This window comes from Streptomyces sp. NPDC020731, from assembly GCF_044334705.1.
Classification (GTDB): Bacteria; Actinomycetota; Actinomycetes; order Streptomycetales; family Streptomycetaceae; genus Streptomyces.
The window spans coordinates 22,068-37,392 of record NZ_JBIRTN010000019.1 but is presented as its reverse complement, the minus strand read 5'-3'; the positions used below and the strand labels follow the sequence as shown (position 1 = coordinate 37,392).

The window sequence follows — 15,325 nt, the reverse complement described above, 5'->3', positions numbered from 1 at the left end:
ACGCGGACCGTAAACCATGACCGTGCTGATCCTCACCTGTGAGGAGGATGTGACCGCCGACATGGCGGTCGTCCATCTGAACGGCTCCGGTGTGCCGGTGGTGCGCCTCGATCCCGCCGATCTGACGAACGGCGTCTCACTGTCCGGCGAGTACGTCCACGGCCGCTTCCGCGGCCATCTGTCCGTCGGGGGGAGGCTGGTGAGCATCAGCGGGCTGCGGTCCGTGTGGGTGCGCCGGCCCGGCACGCCGGCCGGGCGCGCGCCGCAGCCGTCCGCGTGGCTGACCGAGGAGGCGTCGCAGGCGCTCTACGGCATGCTGCGCGGCTGTGACGCGCGCTGGATGAACCATCCGGACGCGGCCCGGCAGGCCCGCCACAAGCCGTGGCAGCTGCGACTGGCCCAGCGCTGCGGCCTGCCCGTGCCGGCCACGGTGATCACCACGTTCCCGCGTGCCGCGCGGGAGTTCGCGGAGCGCTTCCCGGATCTGGTGGTCAAGCCGGTGTCGGGGGCGCACCCGCAGGACCCGCCGCGGGCGGTGCCGACCAGCCGGGTGGCGCCGGACACGGACTTCTCCGCGGTCGCGTTCGGGCCGACGCTGCTGCAGCGGCGGATCGCCAAGCGGGCCGACATCCGGCTCACCGCGGTGGGCGAGCGGCTGCTGGCGGCCCGTAAGGCGACGCGGCCGGACGCGGATCCGGAGGAGGTGGATGTGCGTTTCGCCGCTCCCGGATCGCCCTGGGAGCCGGTCGAGGTCCCGGCACGCACCGCCGACGCCGTACGCGCGTATCTGCGCCGGGCCGGACTGGCGTACGGCGCTTTCGACTTCGCCGAGGACGCCGACGGGACCTGGTGGTTCCTGGAGTGCAACCAGTCGGGGCAGTTCGGGTTCGTGGAGGTGGAGACGGGGCAGCCGATCGCCCGGACCATCGCCGAATGGCTGTCCCGTCCCATTCCCGACGAACCCGTCGAGCTCGACGAGGCGGGCAGCACGGTGCGGTGAGGGGACCGTCACCGCGCGGGGCTCAGTGCGGCCGTGGTCCCGGCAGCAGGGCGGTGCGCTGCCAGCCGTTGCCCGGGGAGTGCGGCCGGTCGAGGCCAGGGGCGTAGCCGGGGAACTGCAGGGGCCGCATGACCAGCTCCAGTTCCCTGCTCACGCGTTCGGCCTCGTGGCGCACCTGTGCGGGCACGTCGCCGCACTCCGCGATGAGTCGGTCGTAGATGGGGGAATCCTGGAACACCCGTCAACGCGCCTTTCTGCTCGTCGGCCCCGATGCGGGACGCGACTGCAGAGTCTAAGCGGCCGACCATCCCGAAGGGGGAATTCCCCGGTACGGGGGAACACGGAACGGATGCTCCGAAAGCGCGGCACAGATCGGGCATGCCGGGCGGTCCGGGCGGTCCGGGCGATCAGGCCCCCGTCGTCGAGCCGGGGCGGACGATCATCAGAACGGTGACGGTCGCCCACAGCAGGTTGAACACCCCGGTGAACATGGCGAGTTGCACCGTGCTCTGCCGGTCGACGGGCCGGCTCTCGCTCAGCTGTTCGACGAGTTCGCCCTGCCTGGGCAGCACGAAGGCGAGCAGGATTCCGGCGGCGGCCCCGGTGAGGCCGATCGAGGTGACGAGCCAGCCGTCGTCCAGGACGCCCATCGCCAGGGCGGTGGCGAGACCGAGGACGGGCACCGCGATCCCCGTGCGGGCGTAGACCCGGCAGATGCGGTGGAGCAGCGCGACGGTGGTCACGGCCGTCGCGACGGGCCCGTCGCCCTCCGCCGGGACGGCACGGCGTGCGGCCGGCGGGAACATGCTGGCCGCGACGGTGACGGGACCGACGGCGACGATGGCGGCCAGGACGTGGAGGGACAGCAGGAGCTTGGTCACCGGGACTCTTTCCATGGTGTGATCGGCGGTGCCGGGCTCACGTTAGGGGCCCGCCGGGTGATCACCCAGCGGCTGGAACGACAGGTTTCAACGGGTTCCCGCCAACACCGTTCACCACGGCTCGCGTCCGTCGCCGCCTCGTTGCCCCGGTTCCGGAGGGTGGCGGGAATCCGCCTATCGTGGCGGTCATGCACTCCGTGGCGATTCTGGTTCTCGATGGGGTCGTGCCGTTCGACATGGCGGCGCCCCTGCAGGTCTTCGACTGGACGCGGCTGCCCGACGGCCGGCACCCCTACCGGGTCCGGCTCTGCGCCGAGCGGCCGGAGGTGCTCGCGGACTGCGGTTTCACCCTGCGCGTCGACCGTGGTCTTCAGGCGCTGGCGGACGCCGACACGGTCATCGTCCCTGGCCGTGCCGAGGGCGCGCCCCCGCCCTCGCCCGCCGTGCTCGCGGCACTGCGTGAGGCGGCCGGGGCGGGCACCCGGATCGCCTCGGTCTGTGTGGGCGCGTTCGTGCTGGCGGAGGCCGGGCTGCTGGACGGCCTGCGCGCCACCACGCACTGGGTGGCCGCCGACCGGCTGGCCCGCGCCTTCCCGGACGTCGACGTGCAGCCGGACGTGCTCTACGTCGACAACGGGCAGATCCTCACCTCGGCCGGCGCCGCCGCCGCGCTGGACATGTGCCTGCACATGATCCGCCGGGACCTCGGCTCGGCCGTGGCCGCGAACGCCGCCCGGATGTCGGTGATGCCGCTGGAGCGGGAGGGTGGACAGGCCCAGTTCATCGTGCACGAGCACCCGCCCGTGCCCCGCGGGTCGGATCTGGAACCGCTGCTGGACTGGATCGAGGACAACCTGGCGCACGAGGTCACCCTCGGGGCGATGGCGGCGTGCGCCGGCATGAGCGAGCGCACCTTCAGCCGCCGGTTCCGTGAGCAGACGGGCACCACGCCGTTGCAGTGGCTGCTGCGGGCGCGGGTGCGGCGTGCCCAGTACCTGCTGGAGAACAGTGACCACACGGTCGAACGGATCGCCCGGCAGGCCGGGTTCGGTTCGCCCACGGCGTTCCGCGAACGGTTCCGCAAGGTCGTGGGCACGACGCCGTACGCCTACCGCTCGGCGTTCAACGGACGGCGCGCCGCCACCGCGGGCGGCGGGTGAACGGGTGAGCGGCCCGGTGACTCAGACGGCCAGGGACAGGCCGCTCTCCCCGTCGGCCTCCGGGGTCCGGCCGGCCGGGGGCCGCGCCCGGTCGAGCAGGGCGTCCGCCAGGGCGATGGCGTCGTGGATGTCGGACGTCCCCATCATCACGCAGAGTGTGTAACTGACGTCCTCCAGTTCGCGCGCCGTCGCCGGCGAACACCGCTCCGCCTGAGCTATCCGCAGCGTCGCATAGCGTGTCAGCAGCCGTCTGACGACCTTCGGGTCCGGTACGAGCACGAAGCGCCCCTTTCTGGTTTTCGCTGCGTATGCCCGTACCCGGCGGAAGCACTCACCCCATATGATCGACTGACCGTAATTGACCGAAAACCGTCACACCCTGACCGGGTGGTCAGGCCACCTGCCCGCTGTGCAGCGCCGTGTAGGCCCCTTCCCGGCGCAGCAGGTCCTCGTGGGTGCCGATCTCCTGGATCCGGCCGTCCGCCATCACCACGATCCGGTCGGCGCCGCGCACGGTGGACAGCCGGTGCGCCACCACGAACGTGGTGCGCCCGCGCAGCAGCCGGGCGAGGGCCTCCTGCACCAGCGCCTCCGAGCGGGTGTCAAGCGCCGAGGTCGCCTCGTCCAGGACCAGCACCTTCGGGTCCCGGATCAGCGCGCGGGCGATGGCGAGCCGCTGGCGCTGGCCGCCGGACAGCCGTGCGCCGCGCTCCCCGACGAGGGTGTCGAGGCCCTGGGGCAGCCGGTCGACGAACTCCAGCGCGTTGGCGTCGCGCAGCGCGGCCCGTACCGTCTCCTCGTCGGCGTCGTCCATGCCGTAGGCGACGTTCTCCCGGACGGTGCCGTCGAACAGGATCGACTCCTGGGGCACCACGGACAAGAAGCGCCGGTAGGTGCGCAGGTCGAGACCGTTCATGTCGGTGCCGTCGAGCAGCAGCCGGCCGGAGGTCGGGCGGATGAAGCCGATGACCAGGTTGAGCACGGTGGACTTGCCCGCCCCGGAGGCGCCGACGAGCGCGATGGTCTCGCCCGGGGCGACATCGAGGGTGAAGTCGCGCACGGCGGGGCGCCCGTCGGACTCGTACGCGTGGCCGACGCCCTCGAAGGTGATCGCACCGCGCACTCCGCCGACCTCCGCCTTGCCCTCGTTGTCCTCCAGTTCGGGGGCCTGGAGGACCTCGCCGACCGAGCGGACGGACTCCAGTCCCTTGGTGATGACCGGGGCCAGCCCCGCCAGCGTGGTCGTGGAGTTGGTGAGCGTGGTCAGGAAGGCGCTGAGCATCACGACGTCGCCGGCGGTGACGTTCCAGACCTCGTAGTACGAGATGAGCGCCGCGCCGGCCAGCACGCTCACGCCGATCACGTTGAGGAGGACCCAGGCCAGCGAGCCGAACCGGCCGTTGACCAGGTCCAGGCGCATCCCGGAGGTGAGCAGCCGGTTCAGGGTGCCGTCCATCCGGCGCAGCGCCTTGCCCTCCAGGCCGTGGGCGCGGGTGACGGGGATGAGCCGGGTCATCTCCGTCACCCGGGAGGACAGCGTCTCCACCTCGTGGCGGAAGTGTTCGTTGTGCGTGCGCAGCCGGGCCCTGAGCCGGGCGACGAGCAGGGCGGCGGCGGGCACGACGATCAGGAACACGGGGAGGAACTCGGGGGTGCGGACGCCGATGATGACGAGCCCGCCGATGAGCACGGTCGTCGCGCCGAGCCCGGTCTCCGCGGTCTGCTGCACCATCTGCTCGACGGTCTCCACGTCCCGGACGACCTTGGCCTGGAGCACGCCGGCGCTGACGCGGGAGTGGTAGCCGATGGAGAGCTGCTGCATGCGGGTGCACAGGGCGGAGCGCAGGGCGGTGCCCATGCGGCGGACGCTGCCGTACAGCAGACGGACGTACAGCACGTGCAGCGGGTAGTTGACCAGCAGGATGAACATGATGACGCCGGTGCTGGTCCAGAGCCGGGAGATCGGCTGGTGCTGCACGACGGTGTCGATGATGGACGCGGTGATCAGCGGCAGCAGCCAGACCGGGCTGTGCTTGACCGTGAAGACGCCGACCGCGGCGGCGAGCCGGCCGCGGTCGGCGCGGAACAGGTAGGCGAGGGTGCGGATCGGGTGCTCGCCGCGGTAGCGGTGGTCGAGCGGTCTTTCCAGCGACGACGCCATAAGTGGTGGTCCTCCCCTGTGACTTTCTTTAGCAAGCGCTTTCTCCGCCGGTGCGCCAGGAGTACACCAGGCGCGTGAGGCGTCCGCCCACGGCGTCCAGCGCCTGAGACGGGCGGGGTGGGCTCAGACGGCGTCCAGCTCCGCGATGTCCTCGGCCGTCAGGACGAGGTCGGCGGCGCCCGCCGAGTCGGTGACCGACTCCGGCCTGCTCGCGCCCGGAATGGGTACGACGACCGGCGACCTGGCGAGCATCCACGCCAGGCACACCTGGTACGCGCTCACCCCGTGCGCCCGCGCGATCCGCGCGAACGGGGCGTGGGCCGAGGCCAGTTCACCGGCCCGGGCGATGCCGCCGAAGGGGCTGTAGGGCAGGAACGCGATGCCGAGCTCACCGCACAGGCGCAGTTCCGGCTCGCTGGAGCGGAAGGCCGGGGAGAACTTGTTCTGCACGGAGACCAGCCGGCCGCCGAGGATCTCGTCGGCCTGCCGGATCTGCTCCGGGTCGGCGTTGGAGATGCCGGCCGCGCGGATCTTCCCCTCGTCCAGCAGCTCGCGCAGCGCGCCGACGGACTCGGCGTACGGGACGCGGGGGTCGGGCCGGTGGAACTGGTAGAGCCCGATGGCCTCCACACCGAGCCGGCGCAGGGACGCCTCGCACGCCCTCTTCAGGTGTCCGGGGCTGCCGTCCTGCGTCCAGCTGCCGTCGCCGGGGCGCAGATGACCGCCCTTGGTGGCGACCAGGACGTCGCCGCCCCGGTCGTGGGAGGCGAGGGCCTTGGCGATCAGGGTCTCGTTGTGGCCGACCTCGTCAGCGCGCAAATGGTAGGAGTCCGCGGTGTCGATCAGGGTGACACCGGCGTCCAGCGCGGCGTGCAGGGTGGCCAGGGAGCGGGCCTCGTCCGGGCGCCCCTCGATCGACATGGGCATGGCGCCCAGTCCGACGGCACCGACCTCGACATCACCGATACGGCGGGTGTGCATATGCGCGTGACCTCTTCCGGCTGTCGTCCCACGATCTCGGAAAGCGCGTACCAGCCTGGTCCCCGCGCGGCTCGAAATCCAATAGAAGAAAGCGAACGCATTCAGCAGACGGGGCACTGAATCAGGGCCCCGCCCGCGGCACCGCCGCCGGGCGGGTGCCGTTGCCCGGCGTTACGCTGCGCGCAGCCGGCCCTTTGCGGACGTTCCGGGAGATGATCATGGCCTCGCTTCTCAATCCGTACCTCAGCTTCGACGGGAACGCACGGCAGGCGTTGGAGTTCTACAAGGAGGTCTTCGGCGGCGGGCTGCGGCTCAACACGTACGGCGACTTCGGCCGGCCCGGAGCCGACAACTCCGACAAGATCATGCACGGCATGCTGGCGAGCGCGGCCGGCTTCACCCTCATGGGCGCCGACATGCCGCCGGGCATGAAGTACGCCCCGGGGAACAACTTCGCCGTGAGCCTCAGCGGCGAGGACGAGTCCGCGCTGCGCGGCTACTGGGAGAAGCTGTCCGTCGGCGGCTCGGTGGCCGTACCGCTGGAGAAGCAGATGTGGGGGGACGTGTTCGGAATGTGCACGGACCGCTTCGGCATCCCCTGGATGGTCAACATCAACCAGCCCGGGGGCTGAGCCCCGCACCTCCCGGCGAGCAGCCGTTGACATGACGTTCCGGCAGGGATCACGGTACTGACCGGAGCGCGCGGGCGGAGCGCGCCAGGACACCGGTCCGGTGGCGGTCGCCGGACCCGGGAGAGGCGGCGGCATGCGGATCGGACTGCTCGGCACCGGACCCTGGGCGCGGGCGGTCCACGCCCCCGCGCTGAGCGGGCACCCGGACCTCGACCTCGCCGGCGTGTGGGGCCGCCGGCCCGACGCCGCCGGGGAACTGGCCGAGCTGCACGGCACCCGGGCGTACGACGACGTCGACGCGCTCCTCGCCGACGTGGACGCCGTCGCCGTCGCGCTGCCGCCCGCGGTACAGGCGGAGCTGGCGGTGCGCGCGGCGCGGGCCGGGTGCCATCTGCTGCTCGACAAGCCGCTCGCGCCGACCGTCGCGCAGGGGCGCGCGGTGGTCGAGGCGGCCGAGGGGGCGGGGGTCGCGTCCGTGGTCTTCTTCACCACCCGCTTCCAGCCCGGCCCTCAGGCGTGGATCACCGAACAGGCACGCGTGGGCGGCTGGTTCACCGGGCGCGCGCAGTGGCTCGGGGCGGTGTTCACCTCCGACGGCAACCCCTTCGCCGCCTCCGAGTGGCGGCGGGAGAAGGGCGCCCTGTGGGACGTCGGCCCGCACGCCCTGTCCGTACTGCTTCCGGTGCTCGGCGAACCGCGGCGGGTGACGGCGGCGGCGTACGGACCCGGCGACACCGTCCATCTCGTCCTCGACCACGCGAGCGGCGCGTCGAGCAGCCTCACCCTGAGCCTGACCGCTCCCCCGGCCGCGGCCGGCGCCATGGTCGAGCTCCGCGGCACGGCGGGCGTCACCTCCCTCCCGGAGGCCACCGAGGGCGCGGTCCCGGCGCTCGCCCGGGCCGCGGACGCCCTCCTCGCCGCGGCCGGTACCGGTGCTCCCCATCCCTGCGACGCGGCGTTCGCGCTCCGGGTGACGGAGACCCTGGCCGCGGCGGAGACGCTGCTGAGCGGCGGAACGCGCTGACGGCTTCGCCGGGCGACTGCGCAACGGAGCGCTCTCGACGCGCTCCGTAGCCATCGGGCCCGACCGGCTTAAGCAGCCCTTAAAGGTCGGTTAAGCGATCGTCGGATCTTCGCCGTTTCTTCAAGCAACCGCAGGTCAACGCGGCGCAGAGGACAAGTCGGACCGTTGGCGGGGGCCACGACCGTACCTAGCATCAATGTCGCGCGCCGGTCCCGACGTACCGTCCTGAGAGCGCTCTCTGCAGTTCTCCTCCCCCACGTCGGCCGGTCGGCGCGGTCAGGAATCCGCACGAGTACTCCTGGAGATCCCCCACATGACTCCCCGTCATCAGCGCAACCTCGGCCGTCGCAAGGTCCTCTTCGCCCTCGGCGGAGCCGCCGTGGCCATTCCCGCGGCGGCGGCGATCGCTCCGCACGCCCTCGCGGACCAGTCCGGTGAGCGGAAGGCCGGCACGGCAGCGGCGGGGGCCCTGCCGCTGACGATCGTCAACAACAGCGGTTCCTTCGGCAACGCGAACGTGCACCTCTACATCGTGGGCAACGTGGACGGCCGTCAGGTCCGGGTCACCCCGGAGGGCACCGTCGCCCCGGTCGCCGCCTCCGACAACGGCCCCGACGGCTTCACCGACTACGCGATCGGTCTGGCCGGCAGCGGGGAGACCAGGCTGTCCCTGCCGTACATGTCCGGCCGGATCTACGTGTCCCTCGGCGCGAAGCTCAAGTTCAAGGTCGTCACGGACGGCAACGGCAACGCGGCGCTGCAGTACCCGGCCGGCTGGGTCACCTCCGACCCCAACTACGGCGTGCTGCACGATTGTGCCGAGTTCACGTACAACTCCTCGGGCATGTTCTGCAACACGACCATGGTCGACATGTTCAGCGTGCCGATGGGCATCCGGCTCACCGGCTCCAAGGACCAGACCACGGGCGCCGTGCGCGAGGGCGGCCGCGCGGCCGCGTTCGCCGCCGTCAAGCAGGTGGAGGCGTTCTCCCGGCTCGTCGTGGACGACACCCGGATCATCGCCCCCGGCCACGGTCTGGACGCCGGTCTGTTCGCCAAGGACTACCTCGCCCCGTACATCGACGAGGTGTGGAGCACCTACACCGGCCGGGACCTCGAGGTCACCACCAACGCCGGCACCTTCACCGGCCGGGTGCGCGGCGAGAGGTTCACCTTCGACGGGCCCGCCCAGGTCTCCTTCGGCAAGCCCTCCACCCGGGACGTCCTCTTCTGCGACGGCGCCCTCGCCGCCCCCAACGACGGCACGACCGGCCCGGTCGCCGCCGTGCTGGGCGCCGGCTTCAACCGCTCGACGCTGCTCAGCCACCCCGACCAGCCGACGGCCGACGCCTCGGTCTTCTACCGGACCGAGCTCACCAACCACTACTCCAAGGCCGTTCACACGGCCACCGAGGACGGCAAGGCGTACGGCTTCGCCTTCGACGACGTGGCCGACTTCGCCTCGTACATCCAGGACACGGCCCCCACGGGCCTGCGGCTGACGCTCACGGCCTTCTAGGCGGCTCGCGGAGCAGGTTTCCCGCGGGCCGGGGAAGGTACCCCGGCCCCCAAGGAGGAGCGGCCCTTCACCGCGGTGCCGCGAGCGTTCCGGATGCACGGCGGGCTCCCGCGTTGAATGGTGGGTGTCGGACCCGATGACAGCACCGGGGCCGTTCCAGCGATCCGGACCCGAGGAGCCAGAAGATGTCGACGTCCCAGCCCGACGCGTCCCCGCAGCCCGAGGACCGCGCCACCCCGGACAGCCTGCTCCACGCCCGCACCGGCACCGATGTGTCGCCGGAAGACCTTGTCCTCGCCTCGGGCAAGGACCTCACCCCGCACAACCTCGAGTGGGCCAGGCGGAAGCTGGACGAGGAGGGGCCCGCCGCCCTGGACAAGATGCTGCCCTGAACCCGCGTGCACCCGCTCGCGGAACAGGACGGCGCCGCCGGCCCGGTGTGATCGTGCACCGGGCCGGCGGCGCCGTGCCGGGGTCAGGTTCCGTCCCGGTCCTCCGGGAGCGCCGCCCCGTCCTCCACGACGTGCATCGCGGCCTCCTCCGCGCCGGCCGCCCCCGCGTCGATGCCGACGTCCTCGGCGACGGACTCCTTCGTGGTGTCGGGGTGGGCGCCCTCGTCCGGGGCGACCAGGCGTCCGGCGCGGCCGGTGCCCGCTTCCGGGTCGACCGGCTCGCCCTCGCCGCCGGGGAGGTCGCCCACCTCGTCGCCGGCGGGCACGGACGCGTCCGGCACCTCCTGGGCCAGCCGCTGGTCGAGGGTCTCCCCCTCGTGCTGCTCCGAGGCCGTGGTGCCGTACTTGGTCACGCCGAGCGGTTTCTCCGGCGGGGAGTAGCCCTCGTCGAGAGTGTCGTCGTAGGTCCGTTCGTCGACGGCGTCCTGCATGTCGAGCGGCGCGGCGTCCTCCTGCTCCTCGTTGCTCCCGGTGGGCTGGTACGCGTCGTCCCCCATCGGCTCGGTGCCCATGTCTTCCTCCCTGTCACGCTGCGTCGGCTCGTTCGTCCCGGGTGTCAGATCCGCGTTTCCCGTCAGGCGGTCTCTAACCGTTCCTCACCGAGCACGGGTTGCGCGGGCTCAGCCGCCGTGGCCCGGCACGACCGGCAGGATCCGGGCCGCCCCCGTGAAGTCGTGGAGGCCGGCAGAACCTCCGCTACCGGGTGCGCGGGAGACCCGTCGAAGCGCCGGGGACGGGCGCCGGGGCGATACGGGCCTCGAGGTCACCGAGCCGGTGGACGGGCCAGGAGCGGGCGTACCCGGGCGGTGTGCCACCGGGCCCGGTGAGGGCGGCGACCGGGACGCGGCCCGCGGTCCGCAGGATCTCCTCGGCCGTGGTGTTCTCGTTGTTCCCGGCGGTCGCGCCGGAGGAGCAGCCGGTGTAGTAACCGATGGGGATCGCCTCGTGGCCGGTGATCAGACAGGGCGGGCGGACACCGAGCCGGTGCAGGTCGTCGGCGGTGCGGGCCCAGTCCCGGCGGCTGTCGACGTTGCGGTCCACGGTGAGCACGAGGACGGTCAGCTGCACCGCGAGATGACCGGCCAGACCGAGTGCGACCAGAGTCCTGGCGGCCGGCCGCCACTTTCCGCGCGGTGCCGTGACCAGATACCACAGCGCGTCGGCGACCGGGATCGCGAGCAGGGCGTAGGCGGGCTGGAGGAAGCGGGGTGCCGCGTACCCGATCATGAACAGGTACGGCAGGGCGGCGGTCGTTGCACAGGCCAGCGGCACCGCGGTGCGCAGGGCACGGCGGGCCCGTACGGCGACGATCAGTCCGAGGACGGCGAGCAGCGGCAGGACGAACCACCACAGGGTGATCACCGGGTGGGGCATCGAGCCCGTGCACGGACGGCACAGGGCGCGTCCGCCCAGGCTGCGCAACTGGTCGTCGACGGCGATGTCCAGGCCGAGCCCGCCCTGGATGCGGGAGGCCTCGGCGAGCCGCTCCCGCAGACCGCCGAAGGCGGTGTACGCCTCGACCACCCAGGGGACCGCTCCCGCCAGCAGGCCGCCGGCGAGGGCGAGCAGTGACCGTCGGTGCCGGCCGGCCAGGGCGAGGACGAGGAGCGGGGCCGTCACCCAGACGGCGTCGGTGGGCCGCATCCAGGCCATGAGCGCGGCCCCCGCCACGACTCCCCCCAGGGGGCCACCGGACGAGGGGTCCGCGCGGTGGCGCAGGAAGCAGCCGACCACGGTCAGCGCGCCGACGGCGACCCAGTAGTTGGGCATGGCCTGGGGACCGTAGAAGAGCGTGACCCACAAGGAGGCGAAGAAGGCGCCGGCGGTGACCAGGACCCGGGTGGGGAACAGGCCGCGCCAGGAGCACAGGGCCAGGTGGAGGGCGAGGCCGGAGAGGAGGGCGAGGTAGACGCGCAGCAGGGCGGTGGACTCCGACCAGGACGCGACGGGCGCCACCAGTAAGGAGACGCCCCGGGAGCGGGGTGCGCTGAAGAAGGCGGCCGGGTGGTGGGAGGTGACCTGGCTGGTGTAGACGATCTCGTCCCAGCCGAGGCCCAGCACGGGGCGGACCAGCGCGAGTTGGGCGAGGGTGAAGACGGCGGCGAGCACCGCGAGCGGGCGGGTGCCGCCGCGCGGTGAGGGACCCGGCCCGCCCCGCTGCTCGCGCCGCCGTGTGCCGGTGAGCAGGGCCCCGGTGCCGTCGGTCATCGTCCGTCCCTCATTCCCGCGTGTCATCGGGTCCCGGGTTCCACGGGCCCTGCGCTCTGAAGGACGGGTTCCAGGAAACCGGCGTTCCGGAGATCTCCGACAACTTAACCCGCGGGCGGCGGGCCCGCAGGACGGGATACGGCCACCCGCCCCGGGGCCCGCCGCCGGTCAGCGCGTGTGCGGGCCCCGGTGCGGGGGCTGCTCGGGCGCCGGGCGGGGCCTGGGCAGCGGGACGGGACGCCCGACGGGGGTGCCCTCGCGCACGGTCAGCTCGGTTCCGTGGTGGCGGATGGTCAGCGGCGGTCCGGACCGCAGCGTGTACGTCGCCCGGTCCGCGGTGACCTCCACGCGCAGGCACCGGCCGAGGAACCGCAGGGTGAAGGCCAGGCGGCGCAGTCTCGACGGCAGCCGCGGGGCGAACCGGAGGCTGCCGTCGTCCCAGCGCATGCCGCCGAACCCGGCGACCAGGGCCGTCCAGGTGCCGGCCAGGGAGGCGATGTGCAGTCCGTCCCGGGTGTTGTGCTCCAGGTCCGCGAGGTCCATGAGGGCGGCCTCGGCGGTGTAGGCGTGGGCCAGGTCCAGGTGGCCGGTGCGGGCGGCGAGGACGGCCTGGACGCAGGCCGACAGCGAGGAGTCCCGTACGGTCAGCGGCTCGTAGTAGGCGAAGTTGCGGGCGATCTGATCCTCGTCGAAGACCTCGTCGAAGAAGGCGGCGCAGGTGTGCATCGCCAGCACCAGGTCCGCCTGTTTGATCACCTGCTTGCGGTAGAGGTCGAAGTAGGGGAAGTGCAGCATCAGCGGGTACTGGTCGGCGCGGGTGCCGGCGAAGTCCCAGCGCTGGTAGCGGGTGAAGCCCGCGTGCTGTTCGTGCACGCCGAGCGCGTCGTTGTAGGGGACGTTCACGGCTTCGGCGGCGTCCCGCCAGCCGGCGCTCTCCTCCTCGTCGACGCCGAGGTCCGCCGCGACGTCGGGGTGGCGCTTGCAGGCGTCGGCGGCGGCCAGCAGGTTCGCCCGGGCCATGAGGTTGGTGTACGTGTTGTCGTCGGCGACGGCGCTGTACTCGTCCGGTCCGGTGACGCCGTCGATGTGGAAGACGCCCCGGTCGTCGTGGTGGCCGAGGGAGCGCCAGAGGCGGGCGGTCTCCACCAGCAGCTCCACGCCGGTGTCGCGTTCGAAGCGTTCGTCACCGGTGGCCTGGACGTAACGCACCACGGCGTCGGCGATGTCGGCGTTGACGTGGAAGGCGGCGGTGCCGGCCGGCCAGTAGGCGGAGCCCTCCGAGCCCTCGATGGTGCGCCAGGGGAACGCGGCCCCGCGCAGACCGAGTTGGGTGGCGCGCTCGCGGGCGACGGGCAGGGTGGTCTGCCGCCAGCGCAGCGCCTCGGCGGCGGCGTCCGGCGCGGTGCAGATCAGCAGGGGCAGCACGAACACCTCGGTGTCCCAGAAGGCGTGGCCGTCGTAGCCGGAGCCGGTCAGCCCCTTGGCGGGTATCGCGCGCCGTTCGGCGCGGGCCCCGGCCTGCAGGACGTGGAAGAGGGCGAAGCGGACGGCCTGCTGGATCTCCTCGTCGCCGTCGACCTCGACGTCGGCGCGGGCCCAGAAGTCGTCCAGGTAGGCCCGCTGTTCGTCGAGGAGGCCCTGCCAGCCGCTGTGCGCGGCGGCCGCCAGCGCCGCCTCCACCTGGTCGCTCATGGCGGGCCGGGAGCGGGCGCCGGACCAGCCGTGGGCGACGAGTTTCTCCACCCGCAGCCGCTGCCCCGGCTCCAGGACGGAGGTGACGGTCAGCCGGGCCACGTCCACGTTGCTCTCGCAGCCGGTGGTGGTGCGTGCGGGGCCGTCGACGACGTGGTCGGCGGCCACGGCGACTCTCAGGCCGCTGCGCCGGGTGCGGTGCACCAGGCGCAGCCGGTGGTCCTTGGCGAGGTCCTCCTCCGGTTCCAGCGGGGACTTCAGGGCGCGGGCGGCACGCGGGTCGTCGTCCGGTCCGGGCAGGCTCTCGTTGGCGACCAGTTCGGACTGCACCACCACGCGGGTGCGGCTGTCGACGGGCTCGACCTCGTAGGCGACGGCGGCGACGGCCCGCTGGGTGAGGGAGACCAGACGGGTGGAGCGCACCCGGACCGTGGAGCCGGCCGGGGAGGTCCATTCGCAGACCCGCTCGAGGACGCCCCGGCGCAGGTCCAGGGTCCGCTCGTGGCCGACGAGCCGCCCGTAGCGCAGGTCGAACGGCTCGTCGTCGACCAGCAGCCGGATCACCTTGCCGTTGGTGACGTTGATGACCGTCTGGCCCGACTCCGGGTAGCCGTAGCCGGCTTCGGCGTAGGGCAGCGGGTGCAGTTCGTGGACGCCGTTGAGGTAGGAGCCGGGCAGGCCGTGCGGTTCGCCCTCGTCGAGGTTGCCGCGCCAGCCGACATGGCCGTTGGACAGCGCGAACACGGACTCGCTCTGCGCCAGGACGTCGAGGTCCAGGCTGCGTTCGCGCACGGTCCACGGCTCGACGGCGTACGCCCGCTGGGTGATCACTCGTCACCTCCCAGGTGGGCCAGGTCCGTCACGACCCGGTCGGCGCCGTGCGCGTACAGCGCGTCGGCCCGGCCCACCCGGTCCACGCCGACGACGTAACCGAAGTGCCCGGCGCGGCCCGCGTCCATGCCGGCCAGCGCGTCCTCGAACACGGCGGCCCGGGACGGCTCGACGCCGAGGTCCGCCGCGGCGGCGAGGAAGGTGTCGGGCTTCGGCTTCCCGGGCAGGCCGCGCTCGGCGGCGACCACGCCGTCGATGCGGACGTCGAAGAGGTCCTCGGCACCGATCGACCGCAGTACGTCACGGCAGTTGGCACTGGAGGAGACGATCGCGGTGCGCAGTCCGCGGGCGCGGACCGCCTCGAGGTAGCGCAGGGTGCCGTCGTAGGGCTCCACGCCGTCGGTGCGGATCTTCGCCAGCAGCAGCTCGTTCTTGCGGTTGCCGAGGCCGTGCACGGTGCGGGCGTCGGGCGGGTCGCCGGGTTCGCCCTCGGGCAGTTCGATGCCGCGGGAGGCGAGGAAGGTGCGGACGCCGTCGGCGCGCGGGCGTCCGTCGACGTACTCGTCGTAGTCGGCGTCGGTGAAGGGCCGGAGGGCGTCGCCGTCCCGTTCGCGGAGGAAGTCGTCGAACATCTCCCTCCAGGCGGCCGCGTGGACGACGGCCGTCTTCGTGACGACGCCGTCGAGATCGAAGAGGCAGGCGAGGATGTCATCGGGCAGACCCAGATCCGTCATAGAGGACACCGTTCCCCCTACGGCGCCGAACAGTGAGTGGCGCGGGCCAC

Annotated in this window: 15 protein-coding genes; 6 read left to right on the top strand and 9 right to left on the bottom strand. The window is 72.6% G+C overall.

Annotated elements, in window-relative coordinates; genetic code table 11:
• The first annotated feature begins 16 nt into the window (after positions 1-16).
• Positions 17-1,000, top strand: coding sequence for an ATP-grasp ribosomal peptide maturase (gene tgmB / locus ACH4VX_RS26885; RefSeq protein WP_398370795.1), 984 nt, complete (start codon positions 17-19; stop codon positions 998-1,000).
• Positions 1,001-1,022: 22 nt separating this feature from the next.
• Here the strand turns inward: tgmB and ACH4VX_RS26880 are convergent, their stop codons facing one another.
• Positions 1,023-1,238, bottom strand: a complete 216-nt coding sequence (locus ACH4VX_RS26880; protein ID WP_398370793.1) for a hypothetical protein — start codon at positions 1,236-1,238, stop codon at positions 1,023-1,025.
• Between the two features lie 169 nt (positions 1,239-1,407).
• Positions 1,408-1,881 (bottom strand): DUF2269 family protein, encoded by a 474-nt coding sequence (locus ACH4VX_RS26875; RefSeq protein WP_398370792.1) that lies wholly within the window; start codon positions 1,879-1,881, stop codon positions 1,408-1,410.
• A 188-nt stretch (positions 1,882-2,069) separates the two neighbouring features.
• Here ACH4VX_RS26875 and ACH4VX_RS26870 point away from each other — a divergent pair, with 188 nt between their 5' ends.
• Positions 2,070-3,041 carry a GlxA family transcriptional regulator gene (locus tag ACH4VX_RS26870; RefSeq protein WP_398370790.1) on the top strand — a complete coding sequence of 324 codons (972 nt, stop codon included), beginning with the start codon at positions 2,070-2,072 and terminating at the stop codon, positions 3,039-3,041.
• Positions 3,042-3,062: 21 nt separating this feature from the next.
• Here the strand turns inward: ACH4VX_RS26870 and ACH4VX_RS26865 are convergent, their stop codons facing one another.
• From ACH4VX_RS26865 to ACH4VX_RS26855, 3 genes are all read right to left on the bottom strand, one after another.
• On the bottom strand, positions 3,063-3,320 hold the full coding sequence (locus tag ACH4VX_RS26865; RefSeq protein ID WP_398370788.1) for a DUF5133 domain-containing protein: 258 nt from the start codon (positions 3,318-3,320) through the stop codon (positions 3,063-3,065).
• Between the two features lie 112 nt (positions 3,321-3,432).
• Positions 3,433-5,202 (bottom strand): ABC transporter ATP-binding protein, encoded by a 1,770-nt coding sequence (locus tag ACH4VX_RS26860; protein WP_398370786.1) that lies wholly within the window; start codon positions 5,200-5,202, stop codon positions 3,433-3,435.
• Between the two features lie 123 nt (positions 5,203-5,325).
• Positions 5,326-6,183 (bottom strand): aldo/keto reductase, encoded by an 858-nt coding sequence (locus tag ACH4VX_RS26855; RefSeq protein WP_398370784.1) that lies wholly within the window; start codon positions 6,181-6,183, stop codon positions 5,326-5,328.
• A gap of 218 nt (positions 6,184-6,401) precedes the next feature.
• Here ACH4VX_RS26855 and ACH4VX_RS26850 point away from each other — a divergent pair, with 218 nt between their 5' ends.
• The 4 genes from ACH4VX_RS26850 (at position 6,402) to ACH4VX_RS26835 (ending at position 9,750) form a co-directional block, all read left to right on the top strand.
• Positions 6,402-6,815 (top strand): VOC family protein, encoded by a 414-nt coding sequence (locus ACH4VX_RS26850; RefSeq protein WP_398370782.1) that lies wholly within the window; start codon positions 6,402-6,404, stop codon positions 6,813-6,815.
• 133 nt (positions 6,816-6,948) lie between these two features.
• Positions 6,949-7,839, top strand: a complete 891-nt coding sequence (locus ACH4VX_RS26845; RefSeq protein ID WP_398370780.1) for a Gfo/Idh/MocA family protein — start codon at positions 6,949-6,951, stop codon at positions 7,837-7,839.
• A gap of 313 nt (positions 7,840-8,152) precedes the next feature.
• A complete protein-coding gene (locus ACH4VX_RS26840; RefSeq protein WP_398370778.1) occupies positions 8,153-9,358 on the top strand; it encodes a glycoside hydrolase family 64 protein in 1,206 nt (401 codons plus the stop codon).
• A gap of 185 nt (positions 9,359-9,543) precedes the next feature.
• Positions 9,544-9,750: a hypothetical protein gene (locus ACH4VX_RS26835; RefSeq protein ID WP_398370776.1), complete on the top strand. Its 207-nt coding sequence runs from the start codon at positions 9,544-9,546 to the stop codon at positions 9,748-9,750.
• An 83-nt stretch (positions 9,751-9,833) separates the two neighbouring features.
• On the opposite strand, the gene ACH4VX_RS26830 is transcribed toward ACH4VX_RS26835, so the two are convergent.
• The 4 genes from ACH4VX_RS26830 to ACH4VX_RS26815 form a co-directional block, all read right to left on the bottom strand.
• Positions 9,834-10,322, bottom strand: a complete 489-nt coding sequence (locus ACH4VX_RS26830) for a DUF5709 domain-containing protein (protein WP_398370774.1) — start codon at positions 10,320-10,322, stop codon at positions 9,834-9,836.
• A gap of 184 nt (positions 10,323-10,506) precedes the next feature.
• Positions 10,507-12,018 (bottom strand): hypothetical protein, encoded by a 1,512-nt coding sequence (locus tag ACH4VX_RS26825; RefSeq protein ID WP_398370773.1) that lies wholly within the window; start codon positions 12,016-12,018, stop codon positions 10,507-10,509.
• 168 nt (positions 12,019-12,186) lie between these two features.
• Positions 12,187-14,541: a glycoside hydrolase family 65 protein gene (locus ACH4VX_RS26820; protein ID WP_398370771.1), complete on the bottom strand. Its 2,355-nt coding sequence runs from the start codon at positions 14,539-14,541 to the stop codon at positions 12,187-12,189.
• Positions 14,538-15,275 carry a beta-phosphoglucomutase family hydrolase gene (locus ACH4VX_RS26815; RefSeq protein ID WP_398370769.1) on the bottom strand — a complete coding sequence of 246 codons (738 nt, stop codon included), beginning with the start codon at positions 15,273-15,275 and terminating at the stop codon, positions 14,538-14,540. The genes ACH4VX_RS26820 and ACH4VX_RS26815 overlap by 4 nt, the downstream gene beginning before the upstream one ends.
• Positions 15,276-15,325: the final 50 nt, after the last annotated feature.